This window comes from Pararhizobium sp. LjRoot255, from assembly GCF_964252905.1.
Taxonomy (GTDB): Bacteria; Pseudomonadota; Alphaproteobacteria; order Rhizobiales; family Rhizobiaceae; genus Pararhizobium.
In genome coordinates this window covers 571639-589657 of the sequence record NZ_CAXUPQ020000001.1, presented here as the reverse complement: position 1 = coordinate 589657, position 18019 = coordinate 571639, and the positions used below count along the sequence as shown (strand labels likewise).

The 18019-nt window shown below is 61.9% G+C and carries 15 protein-coding genes and 1 riboswitch; of the genes, 9 read left to right on the top strand and 6 right to left on the bottom strand.

Annotated features, from left to right (window positions below; all coding sequences use genetic code 11):
- Positions 1-2: 2 nt before the first annotated feature.
- From ACSQ2W_RS03040 to ACSQ2W_RS03030, 3 genes are all read right to left on the bottom strand, one after another.
- Entirely contained in the window at positions 3-1433 is a 1431-nt protein-coding gene (locus ACSQ2W_RS03040) for an FAD-binding oxidoreductase (RefSeq protein ID WP_436084922.1), read from the bottom strand.
- 99 nt (positions 1434-1532) lie between these two features.
- A complete protein-coding gene (locus tag ACSQ2W_RS03035) occupies positions 1533-1766 on the bottom strand; it encodes a hypothetical protein (protein ID WP_436084921.1) in 234 nt (77 codons plus the stop codon).
- A gap of 93 nt (positions 1767-1859) precedes the next feature.
- A complete protein-coding gene (locus ACSQ2W_RS03030) occupies positions 1860-2852 on the bottom strand; it encodes an L-threonylcarbamoyladenylate synthase (protein WP_436084920.1) in 993 nt (330 codons plus the stop codon).
- Between the two features lie 224 nt (positions 2853-3076).
- Here ACSQ2W_RS03030 and ACSQ2W_RS03025 point away from each other — a divergent pair, with 224 nt between their 5' ends.
- A complete protein-coding gene (locus ACSQ2W_RS03025) occupies positions 3077-4138 on the top strand; it encodes a GGDEF domain-containing protein (RefSeq protein ID WP_436084919.1) in 1062 nt (353 codons plus the stop codon).
- A 122-nt stretch (positions 4139-4260) separates the two neighbouring features.
- On the opposite strand, the gene ACSQ2W_RS03020 is transcribed toward ACSQ2W_RS03025, so the two are convergent.
- Positions 4261-4863 carry a DUF6656 family protein gene (locus tag ACSQ2W_RS03020; protein ID WP_436084918.1) on the bottom strand — a complete coding sequence of 201 codons (603 nt, stop codon included), beginning with the start codon at positions 4861-4863 and terminating at the stop codon, positions 4261-4263.
- A 353-nt stretch (positions 4864-5216) separates the two neighbouring features.
- Positions 5217-5414, top strand: a riboswitch (cobalamin riboswitch).
- Positions 5415-5531: 117 nt separating this feature from the next.
- Here ACSQ2W_RS03020 and ACSQ2W_RS03015 point away from each other — a divergent pair.
- The 3 genes from ACSQ2W_RS03015 (at position 5532) to ACSQ2W_RS03005 (ending at position 8623) form a co-directional block, all read left to right on the top strand.
- Positions 5532-6776 (top strand): aromatic ring-hydroxylating oxygenase subunit alpha, encoded by a 1245-nt coding sequence (locus ACSQ2W_RS03015; RefSeq protein ID WP_436084917.1) that lies wholly within the window; start codon positions 5532-5534, stop codon positions 6774-6776.
- A gap of 1 nt (position 6777) precedes the next feature.
- Positions 6778-7872 carry a 2Fe-2S iron-sulfur cluster-binding protein gene (locus tag ACSQ2W_RS03010; protein ID WP_436084916.1) on the top strand — a complete coding sequence of 365 codons (1095 nt, stop codon included), beginning with the start codon at positions 6778-6780 and terminating at the stop codon, positions 7870-7872.
- Between the two features lie 445 nt (positions 7873-8317).
- Complete coding sequence (locus ACSQ2W_RS03005; RefSeq protein WP_436084915.1) at positions 8318-8623, top strand: DUF982 domain-containing protein; 306 nt, start codon at positions 8318-8320, stop codon at positions 8621-8623.
- Positions 8624-8760: 137 nt separating this feature from the next.
- Here the strand turns inward: ACSQ2W_RS03005 and ACSQ2W_RS03000 are convergent, their stop codons facing one another.
- The gene (locus ACSQ2W_RS03000; protein WP_436084914.1) at positions 8761-9738 is read right to left on the bottom strand and encodes a glycoside hydrolase family 25 protein; all 978 of its coding nucleotides are present in this window, start codon (positions 9736-9738) and stop codon (positions 8761-8763) included.
- A 258-nt stretch (positions 9739-9996) separates the two neighbouring features.
- Between ACSQ2W_RS03000 and ACSQ2W_RS02995 the strand changes: the two genes are divergently transcribed.
- The gene (locus tag ACSQ2W_RS02995; protein WP_436084913.1) at positions 9997-10473 is read left to right on the top strand and encodes a BA14K family protein; all 477 of its coding nucleotides are present in this window, start codon (positions 9997-9999) and stop codon (positions 10471-10473) included.
- Positions 10474-10530: 57 nt separating this feature from the next.
- Here ACSQ2W_RS02995 and ACSQ2W_RS02990 read toward each other — a convergent pair whose 3' ends face one another.
- Positions 10531-11523: a transporter gene (locus ACSQ2W_RS02990; RefSeq protein WP_436084912.1), complete on the bottom strand. Its 993-nt coding sequence runs from the start codon at positions 11521-11523 to the stop codon at positions 10531-10533.
- A gap of 207 nt (positions 11524-11730) precedes the next feature.
- On the opposite strand from ACSQ2W_RS02990, the gene ACSQ2W_RS02985 reads away from it, so the two are divergent.
- From ACSQ2W_RS02985 to mcpU, 4 genes are all read left to right on the top strand, one after another.
- The gene (locus ACSQ2W_RS02985; protein ID WP_436084911.1) at positions 11731-13512 is read left to right on the top strand and encodes an acyl-CoA dehydrogenase; all 1782 of its coding nucleotides are present in this window, start codon (positions 11731-11733) and stop codon (positions 13510-13512) included.
- 108 nt (positions 13513-13620) lie between these two features.
- Positions 13621-14373: a crotonase/enoyl-CoA hydratase family protein gene (locus ACSQ2W_RS02980; RefSeq protein ID WP_436084910.1), complete on the top strand. Its 753-nt coding sequence runs from the start codon at positions 13621-13623 to the stop codon at positions 14371-14373.
- A gap of 136 nt (positions 14374-14509) precedes the next feature.
- Complete coding sequence (locus tag ACSQ2W_RS02975) at positions 14510-15598, top strand: extracellular catalytic domain type 1 short-chain-length polyhydroxyalkanoate depolymerase (protein ID WP_436084909.1); 1089 nt, start codon at positions 14510-14512, stop codon at positions 15596-15598.
- Positions 15599-15840: 242 nt separating this feature from the next.
- On the top strand, positions 15841-17937 hold the full coding sequence (mcpU, locus tag ACSQ2W_RS02970) for a methyl-accepting chemotaxis protein McpU (protein WP_436084908.1): 2097 nt from the start codon (positions 15841-15843) through the stop codon (positions 17935-17937).
- Positions 17938-18019: the final 82 nt, after the last annotated feature.

Below are 18019 nucleotides of genomic sequence, written 5' to 3'. Positions count from 1 at the left end.
CGTCAGGCTTTCAGCACCTTGTCGGGGTTCATGATCCCGGCGGGATCGAAGGCGCGCTTGATGCGCTGCATCAGGTCGATCTCGATTGGCGAACGGACCTTTGCAAGTTCGTCGCGCTTCAATTGGCCGATGCCGTGTTCCGCCGAGATCGAGCCGTTGTATTTCATGATGATGCCATGCACGATCGCGTTGATCTCGCGCCAGCGGGAAATAAAGGTATCCTTGTCGGCGCCGACCGGCTGGGAGATGTTGTAATGGATATTCCCGTCGCCCATGTGGCCGAAGGCGCAGATGCGGGCGCCGGGAATGGCCGCCACCACCGCCGCCTCCGCCTCCGCCATGAAGGCCGGAATGCTCGATACCGGTACCGAGACATCATGCTTGATCGAGCCACCCTCCGGCTTCTGGGCCGGCGACATGCTTTCGCGCATGTGCCAGAGGCTCTTGCTCTGCGTCTCGTTGGCAGCCACGACCGCATTTTCGACGAGGCCGCCTGAAATCGCCGTTTCCAATAGTTCGCTCATCATCCGCTCGGCGGTTTCTGCCGAATCCGAAGTGGAAATGTCGATCAGCGCGTACCAGGCATGCGCGGTGTCCAGCGGGTCGCGAACGCCTGGAATGTGTTTCGCCGTGAACTCGACCCCAAGCCGCGGCATCAGCTCGAAGCCGGTCAGGGCAGCGCCGCAAAGGCTCGATGCCTTGTCGAAGAGGGCAAGCGCATCGGCAACGCTTTTCAGGCCGGCAAAGGCCACCTGATGGCCGAGCGGCCGCGGAAAGAGTTTCAGAACCGCGCCGGTGATGACGCCGAGCGTTCCCTCGGCGCCGATGAACAGGTCGCGCAGGTCGTAGCCGGTATTGTCCTTCTTGAGGCGGCGGAGACCGTCCCAGATCTCGCCGGTCGGCAAAACGACCTCGAGGCCGAGGCACAGTTGCCGCATGCTGCCATAGGCGAGAACGGCGGTGCCGCCGGCATTGGTGGAGAGATTGCCGCCGACGCGGCACGAGCCTTCCGAGCCGAGTGACAGCGGGAACAGGCGGTTATGCGTCTCTGCCGCGGCCTGTATGTCGGCAAGGATGCAGCCAGCGTCGGCGACGATGACGTTGCCGATCGGATCGATATCGCGAATACGGTTCAGCCGCTCCAGCGACAGGACGATATCGGCCGCTCCGGTGCGCGGGATCTGCCCCGCCACATGACCGGTATTGCCACCCTGCGGCACGATCGCAGCGCCGGTTTCGCTGGCGAGCTTGAGGATCTGCGAGACCTCGTCGACGCTGCCCGGCTTCAGCACCAGCGGCGTGTTGCCCTTGTAGAGGCCGCGCGATTCGATGAGATAGGGTGCGATGTCTGACGGATCGGTCAGGGCGTTGCGGTCGCTGACGATGGCGGCGAAGCGGGCGATGAGGTCGGGCGAGGGGAGAATGTTGGTCATGATGCCGAAACTTATAAGGCATGCTCTGCGAAACACCACCATTCCTTGCCTTGCGATGATGCGATCCTGATTACGTCCCGGGGCGTATCCCACGCGCCTTCAGGTCGGTTGGCTGCCTCCCTTACATTTCTTCTTTTCCGTAAACGTGTCGCCTTTCCATTTACGGACAATCTTGCAATTGCCCCGCTTGATCTTCTCGATCCGTTTGTCCTGTGCCACCAGATCGCCGTCGTCTCTCACGAGGACGTGGTCGCTGTAGGGAGCAGCCGGCAGGCTATTTGCAAACCCTGACACGGCTATGCTCATGACGCAGATCCATGCTGGCGCCATCATGCCTATGCCCTCCCGGTTTTTTTAAAAAGGCCAACCGGGAAAATATATCAATGAAGTTGAATATAGAGAAGCAGAGCCAATGCCTCGACCGGGTTATGTGGCGGCTTCCGGAATATCCCTTGGCGCAGCTGCCCTTTCAATCCGGTCGATGATCGCTTCGCCGAGGCCCACACTCGGAATGGGTCCGAAGGCAATCGTCGTGGCGCCGCATGCATCGGCCTTTTTCATATAAGCAAACAGATTGGCAGCCGCCTCGCGCAGGCTGGCGGAGGGGCTGAGATCAAGAACCACAGCGGCCTTTTCTTCCCCGGGCAGAGCCGCGCCGCCGAAGCGGATCAATGCTTCGCCCGGCTTCACATCGGCCGCGTTCAACCGCACCGCGGCCCCCGGTGCGTAGTGGGAGGCGAGCATGCCTGGCGCCTCGATAGCGGCCCCCGCGGTTTCCGATCGCAGCACGGGCTTTCCGGTCAGTTTCTCGATATCGGCGACATCGAGCCCGCCCGGGCGCAGCAGCCGGATTTCGTCGCCGTCAACCTTGATGATCGTCGATTCCAGGCCGATTTCGGCCGGCCCGGCATCGAGGATCAGCGCCAGCTTGCCGCCAAGATCGGTGGCGACATGCTCGGCGCTGGTCGGGCTAATCTTGCCGGAGGTGTTGGCGCTCGGGGCCGCCAGCGGCTTGCCATAGCGCTTGATCACCGCGCGCGAAAAACCTTCGGGCATGCGGATGCCGAGTGTGTCGAGACCGGCGGAGGCAAGCGGGTGAACGCCGCTCCTGGGCTTCATCGGCAGGATCAGCGTCAGCGGTCCCGGCCAGAAGGCTTGCGCCAGCTTGAGCGAGATCGGGTCGAAGTCGACATAACACCGCGCCATGGCGAAGTCGGCGACATGGCAGATCAGCGGGTTGAAGCGGGGCCGCCCCTTCATTTCGTAGATGCGGCTGATGGCGTCCGGGTTCGTCGCGTCGGCTGCAAGACCATAGACCGTCTCCGTCGGGATCGCCACCGGCAGGCCTTTCGCCAGCGTTTCGCAAGCCACCGCCAATGCGCGCTCCGGTTCGCTCCTTGTGTCGATGATGAGGGTCATGCAGCTTCCAAAAAATCGAGGGCCGTCCGAGAGGGCAGGGCTTTGCGGTTTCTATTACAGGGCTCGGCGGGATATTGCCAAGCGCATTCGGCGGGCCGCCCTGACTGTGTGCCCGATCGGTACACCTCCCCCCTTCAAGATTTCTTAAAATGCGACAGCTTCGATTAGCGGAGCTGAAAGTTGGGCATGCTAGATGTTGCGTTCTGCACCCTGCCGGAGCGCAAATGGCCAACAAGAAATCCATGCCGAACGACCTTGCCTTGCGCATCGCCACCGCCATGCACCAGATGGGCATCGACGCTGTCCCGAGAAATTACGAACTGGTGTACGAGGCCTATGCCGGCGCCAATCCCGAGCTGGTGCGGGACTTCATCGCGCTCGGCAAATACAAGTCGCAGGCCGCACTCGACGAACTCGGCCGCAAATACCTGCCGCACCACCATGAAGCGAGCGTCCTTGCGCGCTCGACGACGATCGTGCGCGACGAGATGAGCAACTTCATGAATTTGCTCTCGCGCGAAAAGAACTCGCTTGACGACTATGGCCGTCTGATCGGCGAGGCGTCGAAGGCGCTCGTCGTTTCGGACGAGGCAAGCCAGGCGGCGTTGAAGAACTCGATCCAGGCCCTGAAACGGGCAACCGAGCGGCAGGTCACGCACAATGCCGAGTTGGAACAGAGCGTCACGGCGCAATCCAACGTCATCGCCGGCGTCCAGAAGGAGCTTGCCGATTTCGAGGCGACGAAATTCTCGGATGCCGTCACGGGCCTGGCCAACCGCCGCGCCTTCAACAAGGCGCTCGCCAAGGTCTATGCCGATCCCGACCGGCCGCTTTCCTGTGGCGTCGCGATCGCCGAGCCGGACACCAGCCAGAGGCTGTCCGGCGAACAGGCCGCCGCGATCGCCGATCATCTCGCCCGCCATATCGGCGGCATCGCTCAGCAGGCCTTTCCGCCGAGCGAGCTCGCCGCGCGTTTCGACGGCGTCCGCTTCGGCTTTTTGATCAATGCGGGTGAGGAGCGGGAAGTTGTCCGCCTTATGGCGCTGCTGCGATCGGCTCTGCGCGGTGTCCATTTCAAGCACCCGAAAACCGGCCGCAGCCTTGGCAGTGTCACGCTCTCGGTCGGCGTGTGCATGTCGCGTGGTGCCGGCAATGCGTTCGATCTCGTCGGAACGGCCGAAAAGGCGCTGGCCAAGGCACAGGCCAAGGGTGGCGATAACACTGTCGTTCATGGAAGCGAGGACGAGCAGCCGACAGGGCGGGACTGGCTGATCTACAAGCGATAGGCGGCTGCCGCTACTGCATAATTCCTTAAATCGGATTCGATTTAAGGATAAAATTATGCAGCAGTTTCAATGTGCTACAGCGTCCTTTGCGCGTCAGGTTTGACGCGCGGCGCTGTAAGGCGTCAAAGGCTGTTGATGATCTTGCGGAGCCGTTCGTTGCAGGCGCCGAGCAAAAGCACGTTCTTCAAGGCTTCTTTCGGATCGCGGGTGCGAAACAGGAGGCCGTTCTCGTGGACGGTGCGGTTGAGCGTCAGCTTGCCTTCTTCCGCATCAAGTTCGGTCGCGACGGCAAAATACATCCGCGAATAGCCCAGCTTGATCTTCTCGAAGAAATGCTCGTTGGCGCCGATGTCGGAGAAGAAGTTGGCGATATAGAACGACCACCGGACATCGTCGAACTTGGCGAACTTCGTCCGCGCCGTGGTCACATGGCAATAGCCGAGATGCGGCCTGCCTGAAAGCGTGCGATGGAAAATCAGCTTCGGGAAGCGGATGGAGGCATGGAAGCCGTTGATGCGTTCGTGCGTCACCGTTCCCGCAGCCTCAAGCCTGCGGCCGGTGCGGGTGGCCACTTCCTGATGGGTCAGGTAGCGCTTTTCCTCGACGCTCCATTGCTGGGGCCGGTTGATACGCCCGGTGCGCAGGAACTCGGTGTGAACAGCTGATTTCGGCGATTGAACCGGTTTCTTGACGGAAGCAGCGTCGAAATATCGCAAGTTTGGCATCGGCCTGCACCAGGATTGCGCCAACGTGCTGATTGCACTGCGGCGGAAATATTTATGATGAAAAGCTACATTACGAGGGTTAATGCAGTCTTTCCGAGCATTACCCGCGCGCCATGGTGCGAGGCTTGCGCTTTCAACCGGGTTGTCGCGCCGCAATATGTCGCAAAGAGACGGTCTCTGCACAGAATTTGACAGTGCGTGACTGAAAAGGCGTCATCTGCCGAAAAATCAGGAGATACCATTGTTTCTGCTTATAAAATAGCCATCTTTCCGTCTGGAAACGCAACTGTGCGTGTGTCGTCATTCTGGAACCGGATGTCGCTAATCGGCGGCTGTCCGGCCGCGTCGGAAGATTAGATGAAGACACTCAAGGTGCCGCCTTTATAGGGAGGGCGGAGAATTGGGAAGCCGGTCGAAATCCGGCGCTGCCCCCGCAACGGTGGTGGAGCGAAACCTCGGCAAAAGGCCACTGGAGAGATCCGGGAAGGCGCCGCGACGGTCCGAAAGGACAGCTCCTGAGCCCGGAAACCAGCCTTGTGGCGAAATTGATGTCTTGGTTGCGGCGGGCAGCCGGAAGGCGAACCAGCATATCCACGCGCATTCCCGGCGCGGTGGTGGTTCCTTTCCTGCCCGCTTAACCGAAAAGTGGCGAGCACAAGGAAACGAACATGGATCTCCGCAGCGAAGTCCTCCGCAAACTCAAGACCCGCCGCGACGGGCACAGCCTGGAACAGGCATTCTACACCGATCCCGATCTCTACAAGCTCGACATGGAGCAGATCTGGTACAAGGACTGGCTGTTCATCGGTCATGACTGCGAAATCCCCAAGGCCGGCAACTATTTCACCGTCCAGGTCGGCGATTATCCGGTCGTCGTCGTCCGCGATCGCCAGGGCACCGTCCGGGCGCTCCACAATTCCTGCCGCCACCGCGGTTCGCGCGTCTGCGCCGGTCAGAAGGGCTCGTCGGCCAAGCTCGTCTGTCCCTATCACCAGTGGACCTACGAGCTTGACGGCAAGCTGCTGTTCGCCCGCCAGATGGGCGAGGATTTCGACAAGGCGCAGCACAGCCTGAAGCCGATCCATTGCGAAACCATCGGCGGCTACATCTTCATCTGCCTCGCCGACGAGCCGATGGATTTCCAGCCGATGCGCGACATGGTGTCGTCCTATGTGACGCCGCACAATCTGAAGGACACCAAGGTCGCCTTCGAAAGCACCATCATCGAGAAGGGCAACTGGAAGCTCGTCTGGGAAAACAACCGCGAGTGCTACCACTGCGCCGCCAACCATCCCGAACTCTGCCGCACTTATCCGGAAGCGCCGACCGCGACCGGCGTGCAGGGCGCCAAGGACGATCCGATCATCGCTGCCCATTGGGCGAAATGCGAAGCCGAAGGTCTGCCGAGCGAATTCAAAATGTCGCCGACCGGTCAGTTCCGCATTGCTCGCATGCCGCTGATCCAGGAGGCCGAGAGCTACACGATCTCCGGCAAGCGCGCCGTCAAGCGCCAGCTCTCCGACGATGTCAGCCAGAGCCACATCGGCACGTTGCTGATGTTCCACTATCCAAGCACCTGGAACCACATCCTGGCCGACCACGCCATCACCTTCCGCGTCCTGCCGCTCGGCCCTGAACTGACCCAGGTCACGACGAAGTGGCTGGTGCACAAGGATGCCGTCGAAGGTGTCGATTATAACCTCGAAGAACTGACGCATGTCTGGACCGAGACCAACGACCAGGATCGCCAGATCGTCGAGGAAAATGCCTTCGGCATCCGCTCGCCCGCCTATCAGCCCGGTCCCTATTCGCCGGAGCATGAAGGCGGCGTGATGCAGTTCGTCGAATGGTACGTCAATTTCATGCAGGATCGCCTGCATGGAGCCTCCACCCCTCTGGTCCGGGTCGCCTGACATGACGATTGCTTCATCCTTCCGGCACTTCGACGAATTGCTGCCGTTCAACGACCGGAAGCATCTCCTGGAATGTATCTCCGTCACCGCCGAGGCTCCGGATGTGATGACCTTCGGCTTCAAGGCCGACAAGGACAGCTGGTTCCGCTACCTGCCGGGCCAGTTCGTCACGCTCGAGCTGCCGGTTAAGCCGGACGATCCGGTGATGCGCACCTACACGCTGTCTTCGACGCCGTCGCGGCCCTTCTCGGTGGCCGTGACCGTCAAGGCACAGGCATCGAGCATCGGCACGCGCTGGATGTTCGAGAACCTGAAGCCCGGCATGAAACTGAAGGCCTTCGGTCCGCTCGGCGATTTCTCCTTCGTGCGCCATCCGGGCGAAAAATACCTGTTCATCTCAGCGGGCTCCGGCATCACGCCGATGATGTCGATGACCCGCTGGATGGCTGATTGCGCGCCACAGACCGATGTGACCTTCCTCTCCTGCGCCCGCCAGCCGGACGATCTGCTGTTCCGTGACGAGCTCGAGAACATCTCGCGCAACATGCCGAAGCTCAATCTCGGCTTTATCGTCGAGACGCATGCACCGCGCCACGGCTGGCACGGTCTGCGCGGCCGTATCGACACCGCGAAGCTTGCTCTGCTTGCGCCGGATTTCCGCGACCGCACCGTCTTCTGCTGCGGGCCGGAGCCGTTCATGCGCGGCGTGAAGTCCATGCTGGAAAGCGTCGGCTTCGACATGAACCGCTATCACGAGGAGAGCTTCCAGCCGGCGACGGCACCGGCGGCTGAAGACTTCGCGATCGGGGGAGGGACCGAGGTCGATGCCGCCGCCGTCTCCACCGTCACCTTCACGATGGCCGGCAAGGAGGCCAAGTGCCAGCCGGGCCAGACCATCCTGCAGACGGCTCGCGCCGCAGGTGTCCGCATCGGTGCCGCCTGCGAAGGCGGCCTCTGCGGCACCTGCCGCGTCATGAAGGTCTCCGGTGAGGTCGAGATGCACCATAATGGCGGTATCCTCGACGACGAGATCGACGAGGGCTACATCCTCGCCTGCTGTTCGCGGCCATTGGGGGATGTGCAGATCGAGGCCTGAGGGCAGGCTTGACCGGAGGGACATCTGAGGGTGGTGCCCCGGCATGGGGCATCAACACCAATCCATGAACCAGCCTGGCAGGAACAAGGGCGTGCCGCTGACGAAGCCCCGAAATCGGGCTGAGGACGCGGCTTACCTCGCCACCAGCGGAACGTCGCCGCACCGCAACGAAATCCGGCATCTTCAGTAACGGACAGAACACCCTCTGTCGGAAAACGTTACTTGTTGAAGCCCGACGATAGAGTAAAATCCGATATGCAAGAGATACGTATCTTGCGCCGATTTCAGAACGTATGCCTTTGGCCCCTTCCTGCGTAGGAGGGGGCCTTCGATTGTCTGGCCCTGGCAGTTCTGGACGGCCGATGAGCCTCTTGAACGGGCTGATTTCGTTACCAATATTATCCTCCGATACCCGCGAAGAGGTAGCCAAAAAGGAGGAAAAAAGATGACTACTCGCGATGTCCCGTGGAACCATCCACTGAAAGTTACCTTACGCTCCGGTTTGGAACGGACGTTCGGCAGCGTCAACGAAGCCCTTGATTTTCTGGAAAACGAATGGCCGTTGAAGCGAGGAGAGCGCTACGATTGCGCCGTCTCCTCCTGCAGGCGGGCGCTGAACCGGATGACGCCGGCGGCGGTGGCACGAGAGGCGTTCATTGCCGCGTGCCTTGAGGCGAACATGCCGGCAATCATGGCAGCGCCGCTTCCCTACGGTCGATCACATCAACGCGGGGCCTCGGCGGCCGTGTAGTATCGAGCAAGCGGCGGTGGCAACGGCCGCCGCCGCCAATGTCCCGCGGAAGAGAGATCGCCGAGGGGGATGAGAGAGTGAAGCCGATGAGCCTCGTGCCACCCCGTTCGACAAGCGGCTGGAAAATCGCCCGTGTCCTACCGCAAAGCCAGGGCGCCTGAAACCCGGTGGATTGATCCCGTCAGAGTCAGATCGACGCCGATGCCCGCGCCTGCGGCGATGCTGCCTTTGCCGGTGGCGATCAGTAACGGCTTGTCGAGCGGTTTTGCCGGCAGGAGCTCGCCTTTCGCCCATACGGCCCTGAGGGCCTTGGCAGTCATCGCTGCCACGTTGACGTCGATGTCGCTCAGGGTTCCGGCGACGCGGTAGGGGCAGCGCCGCTTGCCGCAGTTCGCCGCCGAGGAGAACTGCCAGAGCGCGTAGCCGTCCCAGTTTCCCATAGGGAAGACATTGCGGATGCCAGGCTTGTAGCGGGCATACCAGAGCGGCAGGCGCGACAGGATCGGGAAACGGTCGCGGTTGGCGGCGATGTATTTGGCGGTCGCGTGGTTGGTATAGAGCATCGGATAGCGGCCGGTGCGGGTCCTGATATGGCCGGCAAAAATGGCGGCATCCTCCAAGGACATGTATCTTTCCGTATCGATGCCTTCGATGTCGAGCACCATCAATTCGTCGTCGCGCGGGTCGGCATAGTCGAGGAAATGGTTGGCCTGGTCGATCGGATTGCCGGGGCGGGCGAGGTGATAGGCACCCCAGAGCAAGCCGCTTGCACGGGCAATGAGCCGCCGTGTCTGGTAGAGCTCGCGGCTGACCGCATATTTCCGCCACATCGTCTTGCAGTGGGCGACGGTATCACCGCCATGATCTCCCGTGCAGGCGAAACTCTCCGGCAGGCCGTCCGACGCCTTGGAGATGAAGCCGGCGATGCGCTTGTCCCTCAGCATCTCATCCCAGTCGATGATGTTCATCTCGTAGGCGTCGATAACCAGCGCGTTGTCCTTGGACTTCCACGGCATGATGTCGCGCGCTTCAACCCCGAGAGAAAACAGCGCGACGCCGAGGATAGCGGCGAGGCGGAAAAACATGCCCAAGCTGATAGACCGGCGCTTTCCCATAACAAGAGGGTGCTGAAACAGGGTTAACCGAGTGTTAATGCCTCGAGCCTTGCGGCGATTTTCGCCCCGACGCCCTTCGGCTATGCCCTCGAGGAAGGCCCTATGGCAGACGGCATAAGACTGAACGTCACGGCTTTAACACGTCTGTCGCGAACTCGGCGGACGCGCTTATCTGTGGTGGTTTCGTGGAACAAAAAGCGCCGCGGACCGTTCATTGGGCAAGACTATCTTATCGGGTAAAAACGAATGGAGAAACCCATGGGTGTTTTCGGATTAAAAATGGCGTCGGTGGCCCTCTCGGCCATGATGCTGGCGACGTCTTTCACTCCATCGCAGGCTTTCCCCCAGATTCCGGTACCGGTAAAGGCAGAGCGCGCAAGTGATTTCCAGGCCGTGCAGTATTATCGCGGTGACGAGGAGCGCTGGCGTGATCGTGACGGCCAGCGTCGCCGCGGCTACGACGGCTATTACCGCCGCGGCGGCTACTCCTATTACCGCGGTCATCGCGGCTATCGCTACTACCGCCGGGGCTACCGCGAATTTAACGGCTTCTGGTTCCCGCTCGCAGCCTTCGCGACCGGCGCGATCATCGGCGGCGCCATTGCCCGGCCGCCTGTGCGCTACGGCGGCAGCCATGTCGAATGGTGCTACAACCGTTATCGCAGCTACCGCGCTTACGACAACACGTATCAGCCATATGGCGGCCCGCGCAGGCAGTGCGTTTCGCCGTATTGATGTCGCCTACACGCACCAACTGGCCGGAGGCATTTGTCTCCGGCTTTTTTGCGCGTGTCAGAGAATTCCGATCCGCCTGAGGATCGTCCAGGCAAGGCCCATCGAAAGCAGGATGAACAAGCCTGCGAGCAATGTGCCGTGCGCGCCGCCGGCAAACGGCAGGCTGCTGGTGTTCATGCCGAAAAAGCCGGTGACCAGCGTCGGCGGCAGCAGGAACGCCGTCATCAGCGACAGGATGTAGAGATGGCGGTTGGTTTCCGAGGACAGCTTGCTGTCGATTTCTTCATGCAGCAGGCGGGCGCGTTCCTGCAGGGCAAAAACATCGCGGTCGACGGATTCCAGCCGGTCTGACAGGCGCTCCGCGACGTCGATGAAGCCCGGCGGCACTTCATCCTCCTCCGAGGTTCCGGCGCGCCGCAACAAGGCCAAAAGCGTGCGCAGATGCCGGTGCAGGCGCACGGCCGTCCGCCGCAGCGGGGCCAGCCGCGGCTGGTGGTTGTGGCCTGCCTCGCCATAGACGTCGTCCTCGATGACGTTGAGGTCTTCGGTCAGCTCCAGCACGAGGCTGATCAGGGTGCGCTGGAATTCGACCACCATCATTTCGAACAGATCGATCGGCCGGGCGCAGCGGGCGTTCTTCTCGACCGCGACCTTGACCCGGTCGATGCTGCGCAGCGGATGCAGCCGCGTGGTGATGATGATCTTTTCGGTGACGGCGAAATGCAGCCATCCGATGGTCTTCGTCTCGGCGTCGAAGGTGCGCTCGAAATCGACCAGCGTGCCATAGACCATGTCGTCCGAGACGGTGACGGCCGCCTGCGTGTCATGGCTGGTCAGCGTCGAAAGCGCGCTCTGCGGCAGCGTGGTGATACGTTCGATAAGGGCAGGGGTACGGGCATCGCTGAGTGCCAGATGCAGCCAGACCCACCCTTCGCCTTCCATCAGCGCATCGATGGAGGAATCGGTGGCGATCCGCAGGCAGCGGCTTTCGCCCGGCAGAAAACGATAGCCCCAGACGAGGCCTGGGATTTCCGAGGAGATGAGATTCATTTAGGCGTGATCCCGGGAGGAGGCCGGACTTCGCTTTATTCAGGTTTCATGACAGTTTTGTTACAGGCCGGCCATTGCGTCCTCAATTCGCTGAACAATCGAATATTGACGTTTACGTAAAAATCAATAATTTCTCGAGCCAACGAACATGCCATTGCTGGACTGTCGAGCGGCCATGTTGTCATGTGATTGCGGGAGGAGACGATAATGTACAAGGCACCGGTGGACGACGTTCTGTTCACGCTCAAGCAGGTGGCCGGCCTTAGCGAAGACTTGGCCGAGGGCGTCTTCGGCGATCTGGACGAGGACCTCGTTGATGCCATTATTGGTGAGGCCGGCCGCTTCGCCAACGAGGAGGTGGCGCCGCTCGCCGATATCGGCGACAAGCAGGGCTCGAAGCTGATCGACGGCAAGGTCAGGGCGCCGGATGGCTGGAGCGATCTCTATCGTAACTGGGCAGCAGGCGGCTGGAACAGCCTGACGGCACCGGAGGAGTTCGGCGGCCAGGGCTTGCCGCATATGCTGCATATCGCCGCGATGGAATTCTGGAATGCCGGCTCCATGGCCTTCGCGCTTGCGCCGATGCTGACGATGGGCGCCGTCGATGCGCTGGAAAAGCACGGTTCCGATGCGCTGAAATCGATGTTCCTCGCCAAGATGATTTCCGGTGAATGGACTGGTACGATGAACCTGACGGAGCCGCATGCCGGCTCCGATCTCGGCGTCCTGAAAACCCGCGCCGAACGCCGCGACGACGGCACCTACCGCATTTTCGGCCAGAAGATATTCATCACCTGGGGCGAGCACGAGATGACCGGCAACATCGTCCATCTGGTGCTTGCCCGCCTTGCCGGCGCGCCGGAGGGTACGCGCGGCATCTCGTTGTTCCTCGTGCCGAAATTTCTCGTCAATGAGGATGGCTCGCTTGGCCCCCGCAACGATCTGTTCTGCCATTCGCTCGAACACAAGCTCGGCATCCATGCCTCGCCGACCTGCACCATGGTCTATGGCGACGGCAGGTTTGGCGACGAGAAGGGCGCCGTCGGTTATCTGGTCGGCGAAGAGAACAAGGGCCTCAACTGCATGTTCACGATGATGAACAACGCGCGCCTTGCCGTTGGCATCCAGGGTGTTGCGATGGCGGATGCGGCAACCCAGCACGCGCTCAACTATGCCCGCGAACGCACGCAGGGCAAGGCGCCGGACTGGAAGGGAACGGGCATGAGCCCGATCATCGAGCATCCCGATATCGCCCGCACGCTTCTGACCATGAAGGCGCTGACGCAGGGTGCGCGCGCCATCGCTTTCGCCTGCGCCCGCGCTGTCGACCGGGCGCATGTGTCGGAAGGCGAGGTCGCGCGTTACTGGCAGGAACGCTCCAGCCTCTTGACGCCGATTGCCAAGTCCTTCGGCACCGATGTTGGCGTCGATGTCGCCTCGATGGGCATCCAGGTCCATGGCGGCATGGGCTTCATCGAGGAGACCGGTGCTGCACGCTATCTGCGCGACGCTCGGATCGCGCCGATCTACGAGGGCACCAACGGCATTCAGGCCATCGATCTTGTGACCCGCAAACTGCCTTTGTCCGATGGCGGCCACGTGCGCGGCTTCATCCGGGAACTGAACACGGTTGCCGAGGAGGTAGGCGCCTCGAACCTTGCCGATTTCGGCGAGACCCGCCGCTGCCTCAATGACGCGATCACTGATCTTGAAGCGGCGACCGAGTGGCTGCTCGCCCGTCTGGCCGAAGGCAAATCCGCCGAGGCGCTTGCCGGCGCCACGGCCTATCAGCGGCTGTTCGGCCTGACATTGACTGGTATCTACCTCGCCAAGGGCGGTCTGGCGGAGGCGGGCGACGGCGGCCGCGATGCCCGCATCGCTCTCTGCCGTTTCGCCGCCGAGAACCTGCTGTCCGAAACGGCAGCACTCAGGAGCAGCATTATCAACGGCGCGGCAAGCCTTGCCGCCGCCCGCATCGCACTTGCCTGACCACCTCGCCTGAACACTTGGCCCTGAACACCTGGCCCTGAACGCTTTGGCCCCGAACACCTGGCCCCGAACACCTGGCCTGAACATTTGGCCCTGAAGGAGACTGCCATGACCGACGACGTTCTGATCGAGCGGCCGCAAGACTATCCCGGCGTTCAGCTCATCCGCTTCAACCGGCCGGCCAAGAAGAATGCCATCACCAGGGCGATGTACGCCAAGATGGCCAACGCGCTCACCGTCGCCGGCACCGATGACGCCGTCCGCGTCACCGCCTTTCTCGGAACCGAAGGCTGCTTTTCGGCCGGCAACGACATGGCCGATTTCATGGCCTTTGCCATGGGCGGAACCATGGGGCAGGAGGTGCTCGATTTCCTGCGCGCGCTGGCAGGGGCCGCCAAGCCCGTCGTCTCCGGTGTCGATGGCCTGGCGATCGGCATCGGCGCCACCATTCACCTCCACTGCGACCTGACGATCGCCTCGGCGCGCTCCGTCTTCAAGACGCCCTTCGTCGATCTGGCGCTGGTGCCGGAGGCAGCCTCCAGCCTCATCGTGCCCCGCATCGCCGGCCACCAGCGCGCCTTTGCGCTTCTGGCCGCGGGCGAGCCGTTTACGGCCGAAGAAGCGCAGGAGGCCGGCCTGATCTGGAAGGTTACCGGTGCCGACGCGATTGAGGGCGAGGTTCTGGCGCTCGCCGCGAACCTCGCGAGGAAGCCGCCGGAAGCTCTGCGCATCGCCCGCCAATTGATACGCGGTGATCGGTCCGACGTGCTTGCGCGTATTGACGAAGAGGCAAAACACTTTTCCGCGCAACTGAAAAGCGCCGAAGCGCGCGCAGCCTTCGAGGCTTTCATGCGCCGTTGAGTGCCGCGCGACGATTGGTCCAAGGCGATTATCTGCGTGCCTGCCTTGCCGGATGCCGGGATGAGCCCCATATTGCACCGTGTTGCGTGGAGGAATTTCGGCATGGGAGGCGTGCCGGCAAATCAAGGATTCGTCCATGCGGTCTCGTTTCAAGCTTTCCCTTACCGACATGCTCAGGCAGCACCGGCGCTGGGAAAGGACCCTGGCCAAGGCGGTCAAGGTGACGCGCAAGGCGCTTGTCTCTGCCACGCCGGCACCGGCGTCGATGCCAGTCCCGGCAATCGTAAAGCCGAGATCGGCCGGAAAGCTGGAAGAGGTCAAGGCATTCGGCAGCAATCCCGGCCATTTGCGCATGTTGCGCTATGTCCCTGCAGGCCTGCCGAAGACATCGCCGCTCGTCGTCGTTCTGCACGGCTGTCATCAGACGGCCGAAGCCTATGACCAGGGCAGCGGCTGGTCGACGCTGGCGCGGGAACGCGGCTTTGCCGTCGTTTATGCCGAGCAGACCCACTCAAACAATCACAACCTCTGTTTCAACTGGTTCCGCCCGAGCAATGTCGCGCGCGACCGCGGCGAGGTGATGTCGATCCGCCAGATGGTCGCCAAGATGACATCGACCCACGGCATCGACCGCAAGCGGGTGTTCATTACCGGCCTTTCGGCTGGTGGCGCGATGACGGCGGCGATGCTCGCTGCCTATCCTGATGTGTTTCGCGCCGGTGGCATCATTGCCGGCCTGCCCTATGGTGCAGCCCGCGATGTACAGCGGGCGCTTGCCGCCATGAAGAATGCGCCGGAGCGGACACCGCAGGAATGGGGCAATCTCGTGCGAGCCGCATCGCCTGTAAATCGCGATTTTCCCACGGTTTCCATCTGGCACGGGACGCGGGATCACACCGTCTCGCTGTCGAATGCCGAGGCGCTGCTTCAGCAATGGCTCGATGTGCATGGTCTGGAACGCGATGCCTTCACGCAGAGTACGGTCGATGGTTACAACCGCCGCGTCTGGAAGACGGCGTCCGGGAAGGTCGCCGTCGAGTTCTACCTGATCGAGGGCATGGGGCACGGAACGCCGTTGAAGCCGAGACCCGCCTCGCGGCCAAGGGCGGATACGCCGGGTCCGTTCATGCTTGATGCCGGCATTTCATCGTCGACGCATCTTGCGACCGCCTGGGGGCTGAAGAAACCGGTCCTGCTATCGACCCTGAGACAGGCAGCCGAATAGGTGGAAAGCCCTTAAAATCCAGGCGTTTCAAACCGGGAAATTTTAACGCTGCCTTAAGTAGGCCCGGCTATGGTCCGGCAATAGGGACTTTTTCAGTCCCATCAGGCGGCATGACGCGCCGTCTCTCTTCGCCCTTCCGGGGCATGTCTTCATTCTCGCGAACCAGGAAGCGCCCGGTGCGCTATTGCGCCGGCGGGCGATCCCGTTTGCGCAAAAGCTGCATCGCAATAAGGAAGCTTGCCTTGTCTAAAAGATCGAACCTGATGACGCGCATCCTCGTCGCCGCGTCCTTCGTCGTCGTTGCCGCCTTTGCCGGCTTTTCCGTCTATATCGACAGTCTCCAGCATGCCGTAACGACACGTGCGGTGGAGGAAAACATCTCATCCTCCGGCAAGCAGGCCGCCCAGAGCGTCGCCAACTGGCTGAACGGCCGGGTCACGTTGACGGCGATGGCAGCGAACGCTGCCGGCAACGCCGCCGACCAGGCGGGCCTCGAAGGCGCGCTCAAGAACGGTGTTCTGGAGAAGGAATTCCTCAGCACCTATGTCGGCGATGAGACCGGAAAATTCACCAGCTGGCCGGAATTGCCGCTGCCGGCGGGTTATGACCCGCGCAAGCGCCCATGGTATCAGCAGGCCGCCAAGGCCGACAGCAGCGTGCTTACCGATCCCTATATCGACGCATCGAGCGGCGACCTCATCATCAGCGCGGCCACTCCGGTCAAGCGCGATGGCAAGCTGTTTGGCATCGCAGGCAGCGATTTTTCGCTCAAGACCCTCGTCGACATGATCAAGTCCGTCGATGTCGGCGGCGAAGGTTTTGCCTTCCTCGTCAACAAGTCGGGCCAGATCCTCGTTCACCCGGATGCGAAGCTCGTTACCAAGACGCTCGCCGACGCCTTCCCGGCGACCACGCCGTCGATTGGCTCTTCGATCACGCAAACCGAGCTTGACGGCAAGCCGATGCTCGTCAGCTTCGTGCCGGTTGCGGGCCTGCCCTCGGTCGAATGGTATGTCGGTTTCGCTGTCGATGCCGATGTCGCCTATTCCGCCATTGGCCAGTTCCGGATCGCCGCCGCCATTGCAACGCTTCTCGCCGTTGGCGTGATGATCGGCTTCCTTGCGACGTTGCTCAGCCGTCTCGTTATCCGCCCGGTCACCGATATGACCGGCGCGATGGAGCGGCTTGCCAGCGGCGACCTGAAGGCTGAAATCCCCGGCCAGGAACGTCGCGACCAGATCGGTTCCATGGCCGGCGCCGTCGCCGTCTTCCGCACCAATGCCATCGAGCGCGTGCGTCTCGAAGGTGAGGCCGAAGCCGGCCGTTCGCTGTCGGAACAGGAGCGCCGTGAGCGTGAAGCGCTGAAGGCGAAGGAAACCGCTGACATCCAGCAGGCCGTCGAAGCGCTGGCGGCCGGTCTCGGCCGTCTTGCCGATGGTGACCTCGGTTACCGCATCTCCATCCCCTTCGTCTCGCATCTCGACCGCCTGCGCGCCGACTTCAACAATTCCGTCGCCAAACTGCACCATGCTCTGCAGGCTGTCGGAACCAACGCTCGCGCGATCGACGCCGGCGCCAGCGAAATCCGCCATGCCGCCGACGACCTTGCCCGCCGCACCGAGCAGCAGGCCGCCTCCGTCGAGGAAACGGCCGCAGCGCTTGAAGAGATCACCACGACGGTCAAGGATTCAGCCCGCCGTGCCGAGGAAGTCGGCCAGCTGGTCGCCCGCACCCGCGCCGGGGCTGAAAAGTCAGGTGAAGTAGTCCGCAACGCCGTCAACGCCATGCAGGGCATCGAGAAGTCGTCCGGCGAGATCAGCAACATCATCGGCGTGATCGACGACATCGCCTTCCAGACCAACCTTCTGGCCCTGAACGCCGGTGTCGAGGCCGCTCGCGCCGGGGATGCAGGCAAGGGTTTTGCCGTCGTCGCCCAGGAAGTGCGTGAACTCGCCCAGCGCTCGGCCAATGCGGCCAAGGAAATCAAGGCGCTGATCACGACGTCCGGCCAGCAGGTTCGCGCCGGTGTGACGCTTGTCGGCGAAACCGGCCAGTCGCTACAGGCGATTGTCTCCGAGGTTCAGGAGATCAATACCCATATCAGCGCCATCGTGACCGCGACCCGCGAACAGTCGACCGGCCTTCAGGAAATCAACACGGCCGTCAACACCATGGACCAAGGCACCCAGCAGAACGCCGCCATGGTCGAGGAACAGACGGCCGCAAGCCACGGCCTCGCGTCGGAAGCAGCAGCGCTGAACGAGTTGCTTGCCCAGTTCAAGCTCGGGGACGGCCACGTGGCTGCTGTTACGAGACAGCAGGGTCGCCGGGCGGCGTGATCATACCGACGACGCAGACGAAAAGGGCTCGGCAAAAACCGGGCCCTTTCAATTTGGAGTGGTAAAGCGTTAAAAGTTGAGG

Coding starts and splice junctions, on each gene's coding strand:
- ACSQ2W_RS03035 (WP_436084921.1), bottom strand. CDS start 1,766: ATGATGGCGCCAGCATGGATCTGCGTCATGAGCATAGCCGTGTCAGGG.
- ACSQ2W_RS02975 (WP_436084909.1), top strand. CDS start 14,510: ATGCGGTCTCGTTTCAAGCTTTCCCTTACCGACATGCTCAGGCAGCAC.
- ACSQ2W_RS03025 (WP_436084919.1), top strand. CDS start 3,077: ATGGCCAACAAGAAATCCATGCCGAACGACCTTGCCTTGCGCATCGCC.
- ACSQ2W_RS03000 (WP_436084914.1), bottom strand. CDS start 9,738: ATGGGAAAGCGCCGGTCTATCAGCTTGGGCATGTTTTTCCGCCTCGCC.
- ACSQ2W_RS03010 (WP_436084916.1), top strand. CDS start 6,778: ATGACGATTGCTTCATCCTTCCGGCACTTCGACGAATTGCTGCCGTTC.
- ACSQ2W_RS02995 (WP_436084913.1), top strand. CDS start 9,997: ATGGGTGTTTTCGGATTAAAAATGGCGTCGGTGGCCCTCTCGGCCATG.
- ACSQ2W_RS03030 (WP_436084920.1), bottom strand. CDS start 2,852: ATGACCCTCATCATCGACACAAGGAGCGAACCGGAGCGCGCATTGGCG.
- ACSQ2W_RS03015 (WP_436084917.1), top strand. CDS start 5,532: ATGGATCTCCGCAGCGAAGTCCTCCGCAAACTCAAGACCCGCCGCGAC.
- ACSQ2W_RS02990 (WP_436084912.1), bottom strand. CDS start 11,523: ATGAATCTCATCTCCTCGGAAATCCCAGGCCTCGTCTGGGGCTATCGT.
- ACSQ2W_RS02980 (WP_436084910.1), top strand. CDS start 13,621: ATGACCGACGACGTTCTGATCGAGCGGCCGCAAGACTATCCCGGCGTT.
- ACSQ2W_RS03040 (WP_436084922.1), bottom strand. CDS start 1,433: ATGACCAACATTCTCCCCTCGCCCGACCTCATCGCCCGCTTCGCCGCC.
- ACSQ2W_RS02985 (WP_436084911.1), top strand. CDS start 11,731: ATGTACAAGGCACCGGTGGACGACGTTCTGTTCACGCTCAAGCAGGTG.
- ACSQ2W_RS03020 (WP_436084918.1), bottom strand. CDS start 4,863: ATGCCAAACTTGCGATATTTCGACGCTGCTTCCGTCAAGAAACCGGTT.
- ACSQ2W_RS03005 (WP_436084915.1), top strand. CDS start 8,318: ATGACTACTCGCGATGTCCCGTGGAACCATCCACTGAAAGTTACCTTA.